The following is a 14,895-nucleotide window of genomic DNA, read 5'->3' as shown; positions in this document are numbered from 1 at the left end:
GTAGTAATATTTAAATAAATGAAATACGCTAACGAACTCTTTTTTGCCGCACTTTCCCTAATAATGTGGGGGTTAGTTTTTGGTTCAAAATATTTAATCTCAGCAAAGAAAATTATTCAACCTGAGGGTTTTTGGTATTTAGCCCTTATTTTGGAGGCATCTAGCTTTACTTTTTTTGCTATTGCGCCAGCTATCGAGATAAAGCTCCTTACATTAGCAAATACTTGTCTTCTTGGTGGCTATATCTATTTGGCATCATATTGCCGCTCCCTAAGTCAACCCATCTCCCGACAGTTTAAGTGGGGAATCTTGCTTGCAGTATTGACCATTGGATTGATATTCGAATATCTCATGCAACGAGGGACATTTGTACAGAGAGTGGGCTTCGTTATGGTGTTGACTGACCTAGCAATTATTTGGCAATTGTTGGAATTGAAGCGTCTTCATAAATTTCGGATTGATTTGCCAACATTCTTGATATTCACGATGGTTGGAGAATTAATATTCGTCACCACTAGATTAGTCATCCTTATTTATATTGATCCACCATCTTTTATTCACTTATATGATGAGCCGACCTTGACTGCGGCGGTGAGGTGGATTTTATTCTCATTAACAACCTTTTCTTATATAGCAATTATTGGCCATTCATTAAAAAAAATTACCATTGAGAATACTCAGACCATTAGAGAAAACCAAAAAATTACCGAGCTCTTAAAAGAAAAAGAGCGATTGATTTATGGGCTCCTCAAAGCCAATAAGACTGTCGCTACTGGCGCCTTATCGGCATCGATTGCTCATGAGCTCAATCAACCACTTGGCGCATCCAGCCTAAATATTCAGTTTTTAAAGATGAAGTTAGAAAAAGGAGCTCTCAATCCTGAGTTGGGTAAGGAGATTCTAGATTCATTGGAGGTCGATAACCAAAGAGCGGCAACGATTGTTAAATCACTTAGATCAATTTTTACTGAAAGTGACTCAAGCGCCGAAGAAGTTCAATTGGGTGATTTGATATCTAAAGTGTTGGATATTGTTAAGCCAGAACTTAAGAGCAAGAATATTCAAATTCAGCTTCAAGTCGATGATGATTTAGTAATTAAGGTTAACCCAGCTGAAATGGTGCAGGTGATATTGAACTTGGTAAATAATGCTGTGCAGGCATTGGCTAACTCGGGAACGCTTCAGCGCCGTATTTCCATAGAGGCTGTTAAGGCTGGTAAGTTAGTTCAATTAAGCGTTTCTGACAATGGAACAGGTGTTTCTCCTGAATTTAAACCCCAGCTTTTTGAGCTATTAAGCACTACCAAGCAGACTGGTATGGGTTTGGGGCTATGGCTTTGTAGGCATATCATCACTAGATATGGCGGCTCTATTGTTTATGAGGATGCTGATAGCGGCGGCGCTAAGTTTTCGATGCAACTGCCTTCATTAGTCTAGAGATAGAGCCAGGCAGCCTAAGCCCTGTTTAGATCCGGCCCCGTGCCACCAAGAATCTCAACAGCTCTCTATAAGAAACATTGTTTAAAGCGATGCATGATGAGTGGAATTTTTCATCCCCGTGATGGCCTGGTGATGATTTAAGCGGTATGCATCTGCTCATAGTTGACCAATCTAATCAAGCAATGTTTTTTAATGCTTCTAAGGCGCATAATCAAACGGTAAATTAAAAAAAGGGTGGCCATGATTGATGCTCTCATTCTTAGTAGAATTCAGTTTGCTTCGAATATGACTTTTCATATTCTTTTCCCAACAATATCAATTGCCTTAGGGTGGGTACTCTTTTATTTCAAAGTCAAATTTAATAAAACTGGCGACTCGATATGGGGTCAAGCCTATCAATTTTGGGTCAAGATATTTGCCTTAACTTTTGCCCTTGGCGTTGTTAGCGGCATCACGATGAGCTTTCAGTTTGGAACCAATTGGCCTGGATATATGGAGACTGTAGGCAATATCGCAGGGCCATTACTGGGTTATGAGGTTTTATCCGCATTCTTCCTTGAGGCAACTTTCTTAGGGATTATGTTGTTCGGCTCCAAAAGAGTCTCGCAAAGAGCCCATACTGTCGCCACATTTTTAGTTGCCTTTGGCACTTCCCTCTCAGCATTTTGGATCATTGCGCTAGATTCTTGGATGCAAACACCCCAAGGGTTCGAGATGATTAACGGCCAAGCACATGCGACGAATTGGGTTGAGATTGTCTTTAACCCCTCCATGCCGTATCGCTTCTTCCATATGATGACGGCCTCATTTTTAACGGTAACGTTTTTAATAGCGGGCATTTCTGCTTATCAATATTTGAAGGGCATTAACCTTGTTGGCAATCGGGTACTGATTAAGATGGCAATGACGGTAGCGGTGGTGTTGACGCCATTACAAATTGTGCTTGGTGATTTGCACGGTCTAAATACGCTGGAATATCAGCCTGTAAAAGTGGCTGCAATGGAAGGCATTTGGGAGACAACAAAAGGTGCCCCCGCGGTTTTGTTTGCCATACCTGATGAAAGTCTGAAAGCCAATCAATACGAAATAGCTATTCCAAAGCTGGCATCTTTGTATTTAACGCATTCATGGGATGGAGAAGTAAAGGGTTTGGATGCCTTTCCTGGCGCCACCCCGCCAGTTAGCCCCGTATTCTTTGCTTTTCGCATTATGGTGGGCATTGGCATGCTGATGCTCTTTACTGCGGGGGTTGGTTTTTATCTGACTAGAAAAAGCAAAGCGCCGCCAAAGTGGTTCTTAAAAACTCTAAATGTTATGACCTTCTCTGGTTGGCTAGGAGTGCTTGCTGGTTGGTATGTGACCGAAATAGGTAGACAGCCTTATCTTGTTAGTGGGGTGCTCAAAACTGCTGATGCAGTTACAAAAGTGCCCACCAATATGATTTTAGGCACGCTGGTGATGTATGTAGTACTTTATTTAGGTCTCATTGCTTCTTATATTTGGGTGGTTTTTTATTTGGCAAGACAAGCCAATTCAGCGCAGGTGATTAATGGACAAAAATCAGGCTTAACTAATAGCACTGTAGGAGCATAAAAATGATTCCTAATTTATACGAACCCTCCGGTTGGCTACCCCTTTTCTTTTTGGTTGCAATGGGCATTGCTATGGTCGCTTACGTTGTTCTAGATGGATACGATCTGGGCGTGGGCATCTTGTTGAATCAGGCAAGTGAGTCAGAAAAAGACATCATGATTTCATCAATCGGACCTTTTTGGGATGCCAATGAAACATGGTTAGTGCTTGGAGTCGGCGTACTCCTGATTGCCTTTCCAATGGCTCACGGAATTATTTTGACTGAGCTTTATCTGCCAGTAGGCATTATGTTGGCCGGCTTAATATTGCGAGGCGTGTCTTTTGACTTTCGCGCAAAAGCACATTTGAGCCAAAAATCAGTTTGGAATTTTTTATTCTTTTTTGGTAGCTTTTTGGCCGCAGCATCTCAAGGAGTGATGGTTGGTAGAGAGGTGATTGGTTTTGATTCCGGTTACTTGGGTTGGATATTTTCTTTCATCGTTGCGCTTTGTCTGCCTGCTGGATATGCCCTATTAGGAGCCAGCTGGTTAATCATGAAGACGTCTGGTGAACTACAGCGAAAGGCTGTTGGATGGGCAAGAAAGTGCCTTTTGTTAACAGCATTAGGCGTAGGAATCATTTCGATAGCTACGCCATTCTTTAGTTCAGAGATTGCGGCTAAGTGGTTTAATTTTCCTAATATTTTTTTCTTATTGCCCTTTCCAGCTCTAACCTTGGCATGTTTTATCTTGATTGATTTGAACTTGATAAAAATGCAAAGAGATAAGCCAGCGCCAGTTTGGATTCCTTTTGCCCTGAGTGTAGCGATTTTTGTTTTGGCTTTTTTAGGAATCGCTTACAGCATGTTCCCCTATATCGTCGTAGATAAAATGACAATCTGGGAAGCTGCTTCGGCTACAGAATCATTATGGGTAATATTTTGGGGGGCTGTAGTTGTACTGCCAACCATTATTGGATACACCATTTATTCTTATAAAATCTTTTGGGGAAAAACTGAGCCTCTTAGTTATTATTAAAGCAATGTTGTTTTAAACGACAAATAGCATTGCCGGAAATCTTCTATTTATTTAGCTGTTGATTTGCTATTGATTTTTCAGCAACCATAATGCTGTCTGTGGTGAAAGGTTTAACGCCAAGCGCGGCATGAAGCTCATTTGGGTAAATCACCATGCCATTTGTGACGACTGTAGAGATTTTTCTAATATCCTCAATATTAGTAGTTGGGTCGCCATCAACAATAATTAAGTCTGCAAGTTTATTGACTTCAATAGAGCCCCTATCTCTAAGCGTATTGCTAACTTTTGCAGCATTCCATGTGGCAATTTGGAGGGCCTGTGCAGGTGAAATACCTGCTTTGACATAAAGCGCTAGTTCGCTATGCAACCCAAACCCTGCCAAGGTGTCTGTTCCTGCAACAAGTGATATGCCATCCTTATGCAATAGCCCTACAAACTCTATCATTTTGTTATACGAGTTTTTGTATCTACTCGCGGTAGCCGCATCCGGAATATTCATGGTTCCAGTTTTAAAGCTACGCTGTAAATCGGGGGGTAAATGTTCAGCAATACCAGCAAATGGCTCAGCCATTTCGCCATCTTGTTGCTTTAGAAAATCAAAAGCAGATAAGGTTGGATCAATGGTAATTTGCTTCTCTTTGAGTAATTTAATAAATGCTTTTACTTCTTGAGAATCAAGTTCTATTGACCCCGTCTGCTCGGCTGGCAAATAAAATCTTTCTAATGTCCTTGTATCGGTTTTTTTATCTATCAGAAAATTGAGCACTACTTGATTGATGTGGTTAAGTTCATTAAAACCGGATTCAATAGCTTCATCAGCCTTCATAAAACCAGGAACATGACCACCAACAGTCATGCCTTTTTCATGTGCATATGCACTAGTTTCCTTCACCAAGTCTTTAGGAAAAGAGCTATAGATTTTTAGATGAGGGTATCCATGCTCAACATACCAATCAATGGCTTTTTTTGCTTGGGCTAGATTTTCAATCATGATCCCATCGGAAGAGGAGTATTCGCTTTTACCTTCTATGAACCCTGCGGGAATAATATGCGGGAAAAGTAGTTGATTATTTGCACTCTGATTAATGATTTCTTGAACTTCTGTATTTGAATTGCCCATGTCACGAACTGTGGTGACGCCAGCAGATAGGTGATATAACCCTGACCACTTGTTGATATGGGTATGCATATCAAATAGTCCAGGCAGAAGGGTTTTTTCAGAGCCATCAATTGTTTTGCCACCAAATTCAATTGGAGAATTAATAGGAGAAATTCTGGCGATCTTTTTCCCCTCAATTAGTACATCACAGGGTTCGGTTAGAACTGCATTTTCACTATCAAATATACGAATATTTTTAATTAATAAAAAGCTATCAATCGAGTGCTGTAGTTGTTGCGCTTTTTGCTGGAGAATTTTCTGATTTGCAAGATTTTGTCTCTCGCTAAGTGTTGCAAGACTTTCCTCCCACCCCTCTTCAATCAAGTATGAATAGCCGGGAATAAGAGCCGCAAATAATCTCGGATTTTTTCCTGTGGTTGCCCAAAAAAAGTCTGGCCTTAGTCCAATGCCAACCTGCATGACCAGTTTTATGATTTGTTGCTGCAGGCCTTTTTTGATGATCACTTCATCGAGTACCTGTTGTTTGATTCCGCCCGAGGGGAGCAATGGTAAGTAATTGTTCTTACTTTTACTAAGGGCGGTAATCATCAGCGAATTTACCTCCCAAGAGGAATTCATGGGAAGATAAAAGCCGCCTTGATTTAATTTCTTGGGGCTATGTTTGATGGTAAATTGTTCTCTTACTGCACCACCCATTTCAGAAATACCCGAAACGCGATAGTTTTTCATGGTCCCATCAGAGGCTAGCGTTATGTGCTCTTTTAGGGTTGGTCCTCGCCCATTTTCTTTAAAGTCAAAATTAACATCAACTTTATTGCCATGACGTTTGACGGTTTGATGACCTGCTTTGACTCCATTTTCAAGTAGGACTACGTACTTTATTTCAGAAGACAGAGCAACAAAGCAGGACCCCATCAAAATAAGAAGCAAAAGAATTTTACGAATTAGTGGCATGAAACCTAAGTGTTGGAAGAAAACCAAAGAATTTACAATTTCTTTGTTACTTGCTCATTACATGTATTTAATTGATCGATTCTGCAACGCCAAAAAATACTCAAAGCATCTTTGGAGTCTGGGGAATGGCGGTTCGGATTATATGAGTATTAATGTCATGGTTTCATGCTCTAATGACACTCAATATGATTACTGTCGTTATTGCTTCTTATAGATATGGACACCTTGCCGCCCATTGCATCGAGTCACTGCTCTCCCAAACGATTTCTCCTGCGAGAATTTTATTTGTTGATGATGGTGGCTTTGATTGCAATCATTTACCAGCTTTATATCCTGATATTGAATACGTACTGAGGGATGAAAATTTAGGCGTTGTAGATAACTTTCAAGACATGCTTTCTAGAGTAAATACTGAGTATGTCTTATTTATAGGGGCTGATAATTGGTTGCGCTCAGACGCAATTGAAATGCTATCTAATGCCAGTGCCGATATTGTTACTTACGACGTTATTGTTACCGGAGAATTAAAGAAGGACATCTTAATGCGGATACCCATCCAAGCGTTTCCCCATCAGGGTGATTTATATTGGAATCGTCAAGAACAGCATCACGGATCCATGATGTATAGAACAGCCTTGGGTCAAAAAATCGGCTATAAAAAAAGATATGAAGATGGTGCCCACCCCCAAGAGGATTGGAACCTTTGGGATAAGATGCTTGAACAAGGTGCCTCTGTAGCTAGTATCAAAGAGGGACTTTTATTCTACAGAAGGCACCGAGAAAATTTTTTGAAATACTCTCATGAAATTTTCCAGATACCGGAGTTAGAGAAAAGTTACGACTTTGAATAATGGCTAGAACCCAGGTCAACTTCTCCCCGGGCCACCTATAAACAATAAAACTACCTACGGGTGGTTTTATTGTTTATAGGGTGTAGAGTGAAGTTTATTAGGAGAGCCACATGACAATAGCTACGCCCACCAATCAAGAGCTACAAGTTTTAGAGGCTCTGCGTGCCCACAGAAGAAAGCACCGCGCCGGTCTTCCCCTTCAAAGTTCTGCGCACATAGAACAGCCCATCGGATCATTAACTATCGGGCAAAAAATATCAGATGTGGTAGCAAAGACCGTGGGATCTTGGAAGTTCATCATTATCCAAAGTGTATGTATCTCTACTTGGATTGTTTATAACTCAATAAGCAACAGCAATACTTGGGATCCGTACCCCTTTATTCTTTTAAATCTAATGCTGTCATTTCAGGCTGCCTATACCGCACCGGCAATTATGATGAGCCAAAATCGACTCTCAGAAATTGATCGGCAACAGGCTAATAATGATTTTGAGGTTAATGTAAAGGCAGAGCTGGAAATTGAATTGCTCCATCAAAAAATAGATATGATGAAAGAGAAAGAGCTGTTCGCCTTAACAAAGGCCGTAGAGGCGCTGAGTCAAAAATTTGATAGCTATCGCAAGTAAGAGGCGGTATCTCTCGCCCATTTGTTCGAATGATGATTTGTCCTTAAAAGAACTTATCCACTAGACATCCTGATGCTGCTTGCTATCGTTTGAAACGATATTAGTTGTCACAATCATGAAATATATATTTCCATATAATTGGAAATATGAAAAATACTCAAGCTATTTCAGCATTTCTCGCACTAGGGCAAGAAACCCGGCTTAATGTATTTCGCCTCATTGTTCAGCGTGGTGATAAGGGATTAACTCCGAGCGAGATTATTGAAAAACTAGGCATTCCTAATGCCACGCTTAGTTTTCACCTAAAAGATTTGCTTGATGCCGAACTCTTGTTGGTTGAGCGTCAAAGCCGTAATTTGATTTATCGCCCAAATGCAGAACAGGTTCTAAAGTTAAGTGAGTTTTTATTAGATAACTGCTGTGGTGGTAAACCGTGTAGCCTCGTTCAACCTCTTCAGAAAGCCAAGGCCAAATGAAACAATACAACATTCTATTTTTATGCACCCATAACTCAGCCCGCTCAATTATTGGTGAGGCACTTTCTTCTACTCACCCAAGTGGCAGGTTTGTTGGCTATTCAGCGGGTTCTAGTCCAGGCACTTCTGTTAATCCCATTGCCGCCGACCTCGCAAAAGAAATGGGCTATGACTCAGCCAAGCTCAAAAGCAAAAGTTGGGATGTCTATGGGCTGCCCGATGCTCCTAAGATGGATTTCATCATTACTGTTTGTGATCAAGCTGCTGGCGAGCAATGCCCTTATTGGCCGGGCCAGCCTGTGACTGCTCACTGGGGCTTTCCAGATCCATCACAAGTTCAGGGTACAGACTTAGAAAAGAAAGCCGCTTTCGTAAGCGTTATGAATGGACTTGAAAAGCGAATTAACATTCTTGCCGCAATGCCATTGGATAAACTAGATTCAATGAGCCTAAAAGAGATTCACACAAAAGCATGAAATCTTACCTCTCTGAATTTATTGGCACAGCCCTGCTACTAGCAATCGTTACCGGCTCGGGAATTATGGGCGAGACATTGGGGGCTGGTAATGCCGCAGTCGCGCTTCTAGGAAACAGCATTGCCACCGGAGCAGGCTTATATGTGCTAATTACTTTGCTTGGGCCCATTTCTGGCGCGCATTTCAATCCAGTCGTTACATTGATGTTTTGGAAGTTGGGCCATCTCGATTTGAAAAAAATGTTGGGCTACTGGGTTTGTCAGTTCAGTGGCGCTATTGCTGGAATATGGCTGACCCATTTAATGTTCAGTCTGTCCATAATTCAAGAATCTACCAAGGTCAGAACAGGCCCAGGTATTTGGGTAAGTGAATTTGTATCAACCCTCGCATTACTCGCGGTAATTCGTATTGGTGACAAAGAGGCTAAAGATAGAGTGCCCATGCTTGTAGCCCTAACTGTCACAGCAGGCTATTGGTTTACTTCTTCAACATTTTTTGCCAATCCTGCCGTTGCCCTAGCAAGAAGTTTGACAAATACATTTGTTGGAATCGCCCCGAATGATGTTTTCGGATTTGCGCTTTTTGAAGTGCTGGCGGCATTGGTGATGCTTGTATTGTTTTGTCATTCAAAGCGGCAGTCTTAGCGATAAAATTGAGCCTCCTGGACCTAGGTCACCAAGAATCAAGATAGCCCAGTAAACAGGCCATTTTCTCTTGAGGCTCGGCTTGGTTAGATTTCATTTCTCAAGGATTTTCAATTCCCACTGTGACTAGACCGTCCATGAAAAACAGCATTACTCAATCAAATGATCTCTACCTCGCTTGCCTTTTACAAGATCGATACCATATTTGATTGTGGCTACGAATAAGATTGACCCCATCACATCTCCGCAGAACATGGCAATGAAGTGATTTAAGCTGCCCGAATCTAGGCCCCTTGTCACAAACCATAACTGATGAAATCCCGAGCTCAATAAAGAGTATGCAAGGATTGACCCCAAAAGCTGTTTGAAGGAGATATTGCTCAAATCCGGTCGAACTCGAAGGTTGTGAATTACAAAATGCCTACCTAGTAGAGGTGCCGCCGCACAGATAATCGCAATGCCCAGGGTTGTCATTGGGTCGGCGTAATAGTAGCCAATATAGTTAATGAACAAAGAGGCGATGGCTAAGCCGATGGCGCCGGAGTAATCAAATATCAGCGTCAGAAAAATACGGATGCCCGCAGGCAGGAAAATCCAATTAACCCCTCTAGCATCTTCAAGTGGCGCAGTAATGAATTGATTGAAGTAAAAGAATCCCATATAAAGCGTGATACTAAGGGCGACTTCGACGAGGGATTGGCCAAAGGCTTTGAAAATAGGCATTCAATAATTATGAGCTTTATTAGTGCACAGCATACTGGTTTTTACTACGGGGGGGGGTAAAATCTCGGCCATGAAAGCTATTAAACCTTCAGCCTATATTCGTTTTTTGAATTTTATGGATGGCCTAGATCGAATCAGTCCAGGTAAGAAACTAGATGCAACCGAAGAGCAACTCCTTAACCGCATTGCCTTGGGAGTCTCACAAGGCAGCGTGCTGCTGGTTGGCGATTTGATTTCCTTGCGTGAACTTGGTTCACAAGCGACGCTCCATGGGCGCATTCAGAATTTAGTCGCAATGGGTTACGTAAAGCTCAATGAGGACAAGGCCGATGCTCGTAGAAAGCAAGTGATTCCTACAGCAAAAGCAATGAAGCATTATGAGGATTTATCTGCTTGTTTAGAGAAGGCGCTAAAAAGTAGTTAGGTGGGATAGTCCTTTTTATGCCTTGGGTTACCAAGAAGCAATAAAGCCGCCTTAGGGCGGTTTTTTATTTTGATCTGGCAGAATTTCGCACCTTAGATTAGGATGGGGCTCTTATTTCAACTACCAAATAATCCTATTCAAATGAGCCGCTTTAATCAAAAAATTCTTACTTTAATTTTTGTATTCAGCACCCTACTTTTTGCTTCGCAAGTAAACGCTGGACTAGCAGACGATCTAAAAGATGGCCAGCATGTTTTATTGATGCGACATGCTGATGCTCCCGGCTATGGAGACCCAGCTGGCTATGTAATTGGCCAGTGTTCAACCCAACGCAACTTAGGTGATTATGGGAAAAAGCAAGCCAAAGCGATTGGCGATTGGCTAAGCAGGCAAGGTATCGAGAATGCTCGAATTTTCAGTAGCCCTTGGTGCAGATGCTCTGATACGGCTCGGCTGCTGAATTTGGGCCCTGTAAAAACAGAGTTGTCACTAAGCTCTTTTTTTGATGATATGAGCTTGGAGCAAAAGAAAACAAAAGAACTAACGCAATTTATTAAAGGTACATTAGATAAACAAGCTAACGCCCCCATTATTCTGGTTACACATCATGTCAATATTCGAGCCTTTATGGGAAAAAATATCAGTCAGGGTGATATGGTTTTGGTGAGGGTAAATAAAGATGGAGGATATCTTTCCCACACAATATATCCTAGTCGGGAGCTAGTTGATGCCTCTAAATGATTACAGCCTACTTTTAGTGAAAGATTGCCAATTCAGAATAGGTCGCGCATTCATTTGATCCCGTGAACCATCTGTAGGTAATTTAGAGCCTTGTTTTGTGCTTCCGTCGTTCATGAGAGAATGTCACCATATAAATTGATGGATGTCTTTATATGAAGCAAATATTCAAACTAGTTTCCTTGCTTTTATTTGTTGCGCTTCTAGGGGGTTGCCTTGCTAGTACCGACTCATCAGTAGGGGTCAATTGCGGCCCTAGTGAAGAAAAGCCAATCTGGGAGCGGCCGCTTGTTTGTCAGGGCAGATAATCCCCTTCATTACATATGACAAACTTTAGCGAACTCCCTGCCGATCTTCCTATTCCGCAAGATGATGGCTCTACGGATCATCTACAAGGCATGAGGCTTCCTAAGCTTTCATTGCGGGCCACTAATGGCCAGTTGATTGAAATCGGGGGCGTTAAGGGAAGGTTGGTGATTTATTGTTACCCAATGACAGGGCAGCCTAATGTGGCTTTGCCTGATGGCTGGGATCAGATTCCTGGTGCTCGAGGCTGCACGCCACAGAGCTGTGCATTTAGAGATCACTATCAAGAGTTACAGGCTCTTGGCGCTGAGGTAATGGGCTTAAGCGTTCAAACCACAGCCTATCAACAAGAGATGGTTGATAGGCTGCACTTACCATTTCCGGTTGTAAGTGATGCAAATTATGAGTTTCAAAAAGCACTGGATATGCCAACTTTTATTGCGGCAGGTATGACATTGCTGAAGCGAGTTACTCTGATAGCGAATCATGGCGTGATCGAAGCTGTTCACTATCCAATCTTTCCGAGCGACAGCGACGCAGCTTGGGTTGTAGATTATTTAAAAAAGCGTTAGTCAACACTCTCGCCCTCCAGTCTGGAATATAAAAGCTTCGCTAGAATAATTTTATTAATTTACGTTGGGGTCAGCCAGAATGAAACAGATCTTATGCAAAGTTGTTGCTATATCTATTGGCTTTAGTCTGTATGCGGCAGTCTCTCACGCAGAACCATCGATTCCTCCTTTTTATCAGGCTGTGAGCAAAATGACTCCAGAGGGTAAATTGGGACAAGTCATCAAAAAAGAACAAATACCAACACCCATTTCTGGAGCACAAGCGTGGCGAATTGCATACATCTCTTCAGACGTGAGCGATAGAAAAACCATTTCTACTGCACTCATTGTTGCGCCGATTGGTAAGGCCCCAGCAAAGGGTAGGCCGGTAATGGCGTGGGCACATGGCACTACAGGAACGGCGCAAAACTGTGGACCGTCCCAATTAACCAATCCCGCTGTTCCACTAAATGAATATTTCTTATTGAATGGAAACTCTTGGACAGATTATGGACTTCCAAGCGTAGAGGCCTTTATTAAAGAAGGCTATGTAGTTGTTGGCACTGACTATCAGGGTCAGGGCGGCGGGGGCAAGCATCAATACGCAGTAGCAATTACTCAGGCCAAAGATACGATTGACTCAATTAGAGCGGTTGGTTCTATGCCAGAAACCGGCGCGGGCAAGAAGGCAATCATTTATGGCTGGTCACAAGGTGGTGGAACTACTATTGCTGCTGCCAGCATGCCAGATTACATCTCCAAAAAAGGAACGGCATTTGACGATATTCAGCCAGTAGGTTTCGTGGCACTAGCTCCCTATGATGTTGCGGTAACAATGCCTGGAACTAGGCTTGATCAAGCGATATCAGAAAAAATGATTAGTGAGTTAACGGCAAGTTTCTCAGATAATGTTTTTAACTTTGCACATTTTTCGATGACCCTATGGGGTACACAGGCAGCCTTTCCAAATCTTCAATTAACGGATTTATTAAGCGATGATGGTGCTAAAGCAATCGATACAATTTATTCTAATAAGTGTATTCATGCATCAGCCGATACCTTGAACTATGCCTATGGCTCCGAGTATAAAAATCTCTTAAAGCCTCAGGCGCAGAATACTTTGGCATGGGCCCAAGCGTTTTTGAGGGGAAGTGTTAATCCAGTTAAGCCATTGGCCCCCGTAGTTATTTACTGGGGCACAAAAGACACGGTTGTACCGCCCGTGATGGGCGAGCTTTATCAAAAACAGATGTGTAAGCTGGGCGGCAATATTGATAGAGTTCAATTGCCGGGAGAACAAACCCATTTTTCTACGCCAGGCACCGCCGCACCTTTATATTTACCTTGGGTAAAGGATCGTATTGCAGGAAAAACTTTAGCGAATGCCTGCCCACAAAATTGACGGTAATTTAATAGTATGATTTTTCCAGACCTACTGATTCAGACCCTAGTGCTGGGCTTCCTGGGTCTGGGCGCTGGGGTTTTGGGGGGCGTTATAGGATTTGGTACTACGATTATCTTAATGCCAGCCCTAGTGTATTTTTACGGGCCAATTCAAGCAATACCCGTGATTGCACTGGTTGCCACAGTCGCAAATTTATCTCGTATCTTTTTGTGGTGGGGCGCGATCAACTGGAAGGTATGTTTTGTCTACAGTATCACTGCAATACCCGCAGTGATATTAGGCGTGAATACTTTGGTTGCTCTTAACGATCGTCTTGTTGAAATTACCCTTGGGCTTTTTCTCATTTTCCTTATTCCGATTCGTAGATGGATGCGAAAAAAGAATTTTTATTTGAAGTTATGGCAAATGAGTTTGGTGGGCGCTGGAATTGGCTATCTCACTGGAATAGTGGCGACGACAGGCGCCATTAATACACCATTCTTCTTGGCATTTGGTTTAACGAAGGGCGCCTTCTTGGGCACTGAGGCTGCAAGCACCTTATCCATTTTATTAACCAAGGGGATTACTTTTCATCAGCTTGGTTTTTTAAATGCCGCTGCAATTGTGCAGGGTCTATTGATTGGCGGCTTTGTCTTGATAGGCTCAATTTTTTCTAAACGAATTGTTTTAGCTTTACCAGAAGAGAAGTTTTTATTGCTGATGGAGCTAGTTATGCTGATCTCAGGAGCCTCCATCTTGGCGATGTCTTTTTAGGGACATTAGTAAATCGTTTGCGTCTTATTTAAAGCGATAAGCCAGGGCAACAAATAGATTGTCTTGAAAAGAGCGATTCATCACTGGGCTATTGTTAACCCCATTACCCATCCATTTGCGCTTGCCATATAAATTCACATACCAGTTATCGACTACAGGTATCTCAACCATTAAACCTGCTAGTAGGTTGTTAGTAGCCGGTGCCGAGTAGGCGCTATAGCCTGTGAGTTGGGACTCTCCAGGATTGATGCCGTAGTAGTAATTGGCATACTGGCTTGATTGCCTCTCTACTCCCACTTGTGGATAAACAATAATTTTCTGATAGGTTTCTAGTTCAGCAAAATAAAGAAACTCATAAAGAGCACCCTTGGATTTTCCAAAATCATGATAGGCGTTCACAAAGAATCCACCAATGGGAGTTTCTTGAAAGCTTCCTATACCAAGAGGTATTGGATCGCTACGATTAATCGAGGTGCCATTAAATGGCGACTTCACTTTATAGGAATCCAGATTAATTTTGCCGATGACTTCTAAGTAACCATAACCCATCTTGACGGTTTTAATGCCTACCTCATCAATGCGCACAAAAAAACGCTGATAGTCAAAAAAGGCATAGGGCAATGCTAGAGATTGCGTTCCTTCAGTTCCAATGCGCAGGTTGGAGGTGTAGACCGCTGCACCAATATCGCCGACTATATGATCTGGGAGGCTATCTGGAACATCGTCCATGGCATACAGTGGTGTCGATAGAAGGACAAGCAGCAGATAAGCAGGGGCTTTTAGGAATAGTTTCATGTTC

Annotated in this window: 16 protein-coding genes; 13 read left to right on the top strand and 3 right to left on the bottom strand. The window is 42.2% G+C overall.

From position 1 onward, the window contains the following. The first annotated feature begins 18 nt into the window (after positions 1–18). From AOC07_RS09215 to cydB, 3 genes are all read left to right on the top strand, one after another. Positions 19–1,437 carry a sensor histidine kinase gene (locus tag AOC07_RS09215; protein ID WP_215357624.1) on the top strand — a complete coding sequence of 473 codons (1,419 nt, stop codon included), beginning with the start codon at positions 19–21 and terminating at the stop codon, positions 1,435–1,437. Positions 1,438–1,680: 243 nt separating this feature from the next. Beyond that, positions 1,681–3,033: a cytochrome ubiquinol oxidase subunit I gene (locus AOC07_RS09210; RefSeq protein ID WP_215357623.1), complete on the top strand. Its 1,353-nt coding sequence runs from the start codon at positions 1,681–1,683 to the stop codon at positions 3,031–3,033. Positions 3,034–3,035: 2 nt separating this feature from the next. Then, positions 3,036–4,049, top strand: a complete 1,014-nt coding sequence (gene cydB, locus AOC07_RS09205) for a cytochrome d ubiquinol oxidase subunit II (RefSeq protein WP_215357621.1) — start codon at positions 3,036–3,038, stop codon at positions 4,047–4,049. A gap of 43 nt (positions 4,050–4,092) precedes the next feature. Here cydB and AOC07_RS09200 read toward each other — a convergent pair whose 3' ends face one another. After that, on the bottom strand, positions 4,093–6,123 hold the full coding sequence (locus AOC07_RS09200; RefSeq protein ID WP_215357619.1) for an amidohydrolase family protein: 2,031 nt from the start codon (positions 6,121–6,123) through the stop codon (positions 4,093–4,095). Between the two features lie 185 nt (positions 6,124–6,308). Here AOC07_RS09200 and AOC07_RS09195 point away from each other — a divergent pair, with 185 nt between their 5' ends. The 5 genes from AOC07_RS09195 to AOC07_RS09175 all read left to right on the top strand — a co-directional run bounded on the left by AOC07_RS09195 (position 6,309) and on the right by AOC07_RS09175 (position 9,196). Continuing rightward, a complete protein-coding gene (locus AOC07_RS09195; RefSeq protein WP_215293384.1) occupies positions 6,309–6,974 on the top strand; it encodes a glycosyltransferase family 2 protein in 666 nt (221 codons plus the stop codon). 110 nt (positions 6,975–7,084) lie between these two features. Continuing rightward, a complete protein-coding gene (locus AOC07_RS09190) occupies positions 7,085–7,600 on the top strand; it encodes a DUF1003 domain-containing protein (protein ID WP_215293383.1) in 516 nt (171 codons plus the stop codon). A 146-nt stretch (positions 7,601–7,746) separates the two neighbouring features. After that, positions 7,747–8,076 (top strand): helix-turn-helix transcriptional regulator, encoded by a 330-nt coding sequence (locus AOC07_RS09185; RefSeq protein WP_215357617.1) that lies wholly within the window; start codon positions 7,747–7,749, stop codon positions 8,074–8,076. Next, complete coding sequence (locus AOC07_RS09180; RefSeq protein ID WP_215357615.1) at positions 8,073–8,552, top strand: arsenate reductase ArsC; 480 nt, start codon at positions 8,073–8,075, stop codon at positions 8,550–8,552. The genes AOC07_RS09185 and AOC07_RS09180 overlap by 4 nt, the downstream gene beginning before the upstream one ends. Beyond that, positions 8,549–9,196, top strand: coding sequence for an MIP/aquaporin family protein (locus tag AOC07_RS09175; RefSeq protein ID WP_215357614.1), 648 nt, complete (start codon positions 8,549–8,551; stop codon positions 9,194–9,196). The genes AOC07_RS09180 and AOC07_RS09175 overlap by 4 nt, the downstream gene beginning before the upstream one ends. Before the next feature lie 150 nt (positions 9,197–9,346). Here the strand turns inward: AOC07_RS09175 and AOC07_RS09170 are convergent, their stop codons facing one another. Beyond that, complete coding sequence (locus AOC07_RS09170) at positions 9,347–9,919, bottom strand: hypothetical protein (RefSeq protein WP_251371673.1); 573 nt, start codon at positions 9,917–9,919, stop codon at positions 9,347–9,349. Positions 9,920–9,989: 70 nt separating this feature from the next. Between AOC07_RS09170 and AOC07_RS09165 the strand changes: the two genes are divergently transcribed. From AOC07_RS09165 to AOC07_RS09145, 5 genes are all read left to right on the top strand, one after another. Next, on the top strand, positions 9,990–10,343 hold the full coding sequence (locus AOC07_RS09165) for a MarR family winged helix-turn-helix transcriptional regulator (protein ID WP_215357613.1): 354 nt from the start codon (positions 9,990–9,992) through the stop codon (positions 10,341–10,343). A 141-nt stretch (positions 10,344–10,484) separates the two neighbouring features. Beyond that, positions 10,485–11,084 (top strand): histidine phosphatase family protein, encoded by a 600-nt coding sequence (locus AOC07_RS09160; protein WP_215357612.1) that lies wholly within the window; start codon positions 10,485–10,487, stop codon positions 11,082–11,084. A 320-nt stretch (positions 11,085–11,404) separates the two neighbouring features. Further along, on the top strand, positions 11,405–11,959 hold the full coding sequence (locus AOC07_RS09155; RefSeq protein ID WP_215357611.1) for a peroxiredoxin: 555 nt from the start codon (positions 11,405–11,407) through the stop codon (positions 11,957–11,959). A 79-nt stretch (positions 11,960–12,038) separates the two neighbouring features. Next, complete coding sequence (locus AOC07_RS09150; protein WP_215357610.1) at positions 12,039–13,340, top strand: alpha/beta fold hydrolase; 1,302 nt, start codon at positions 12,039–12,041, stop codon at positions 13,338–13,340. 15 nt (positions 13,341–13,355) lie between these two features. Continuing rightward, a complete protein-coding gene (locus AOC07_RS09145; RefSeq protein WP_215357609.1) occupies positions 13,356–14,096 on the top strand; it encodes a sulfite exporter TauE/SafE family protein in 741 nt (246 codons plus the stop codon). 24 nt (positions 14,097–14,120) lie between these two features. Here AOC07_RS09145 and AOC07_RS09140 read toward each other — a convergent pair whose 3' ends face one another. After that, a complete protein-coding gene (locus AOC07_RS09140; protein ID WP_215357608.1) occupies positions 14,121–14,891 on the bottom strand; it encodes a MipA/OmpV family protein in 771 nt (256 codons plus the stop codon). Positions 14,892–14,895 lie beyond the last annotated feature (4 nt).

This window comes from Polynucleobacter sp. UB-Raua-W9, from assembly GCF_018687435.1.
GTDB lineage: Bacteria > Pseudomonadota > Gammaproteobacteria > Burkholderiales > Burkholderiaceae > Polynucleobacter.
Note: the sequence above shows the minus strand (reverse complement) of the source record. Positions and strands in the feature narration are given on the sequence as shown.

Excerpts from the sequence above, each read along its gene's own strand:
- AOC07_RS09170 (WP_251371673.1), bottom strand. The coding sequence starts at position 9,919 with ATGCCTATTTTCAAAGCCTTTGGCCAATCCCTCGTCGAAGTCGCCCTT.
- AOC07_RS09155 (WP_215357611.1), top strand. The coding sequence starts at position 11,405 with ATGACAAACTTTAGCGAACTCCCTGCCGATCTTCCTATTCCGCAAGAT.
- AOC07_RS09160 (WP_215357612.1), top strand. The coding sequence starts at position 10,485 with ATGAGCCGCTTTAATCAAAAAATTCTTACTTTAATTTTTGTATTCAGC.
- AOC07_RS09195 (WP_215293384.1), top strand. The coding sequence starts at position 6,309 with ATGATTACTGTCGTTATTGCTTCTTATAGATATGGACACCTTGCCGCC.
- AOC07_RS09140 (WP_215357608.1), bottom strand. The coding sequence starts at position 14,891 with ATGAAACTATTCCTAAAAGCCCCTGCTTATCTGCTGCTTGTCCTTCTA.
- AOC07_RS09210 (WP_215357623.1), top strand. The coding sequence starts at position 1,681 with ATGATTGATGCTCTCATTCTTAGTAGAATTCAGTTTGCTTCGAATATG.
- AOC07_RS09190 (WP_215293383.1), top strand. The coding sequence starts at position 7,085 with ATGACAATAGCTACGCCCACCAATCAAGAGCTACAAGTTTTAGAGGCT.
- cydB (WP_215357621.1), top strand. The coding sequence starts at position 3,036 with ATGATTCCTAATTTATACGAACCCTCCGGTTGGCTACCCCTTTTCTTT.
- AOC07_RS09175 (WP_215357614.1), top strand. The coding sequence starts at position 8,549 with ATGAAATCTTACCTCTCTGAATTTATTGGCACAGCCCTGCTACTAGCA.
- AOC07_RS09180 (WP_215357615.1), top strand. The coding sequence starts at position 8,073 with ATGAAACAATACAACATTCTATTTTTATGCACCCATAACTCAGCCCGC.
- AOC07_RS09185 (WP_215357617.1), top strand. The coding sequence starts at position 7,747 with ATGAAAAATACTCAAGCTATTTCAGCATTTCTCGCACTAGGGCAAGAA.
- AOC07_RS09200 (WP_215357619.1), bottom strand. The coding sequence starts at position 6,123 with ATGCCACTAATTCGTAAAATTCTTTTGCTTCTTATTTTGATGGGGTCC.
- AOC07_RS09215 (WP_215357624.1), top strand. The coding sequence starts at position 19 with ATGAAATACGCTAACGAACTCTTTTTTGCCGCACTTTCCCTAATAATG.
- AOC07_RS09165 (WP_215357613.1), top strand. The coding sequence starts at position 9,990 with ATGAAAGCTATTAAACCTTCAGCCTATATTCGTTTTTTGAATTTTATG.
- AOC07_RS09150 (WP_215357610.1), top strand. The coding sequence starts at position 12,039 with ATGAAACAGATCTTATGCAAAGTTGTTGCTATATCTATTGGCTTTAGT.
- AOC07_RS09145 (WP_215357609.1), top strand. The coding sequence starts at position 13,356 with ATGATTTTTCCAGACCTACTGATTCAGACCCTAGTGCTGGGCTTCCTG.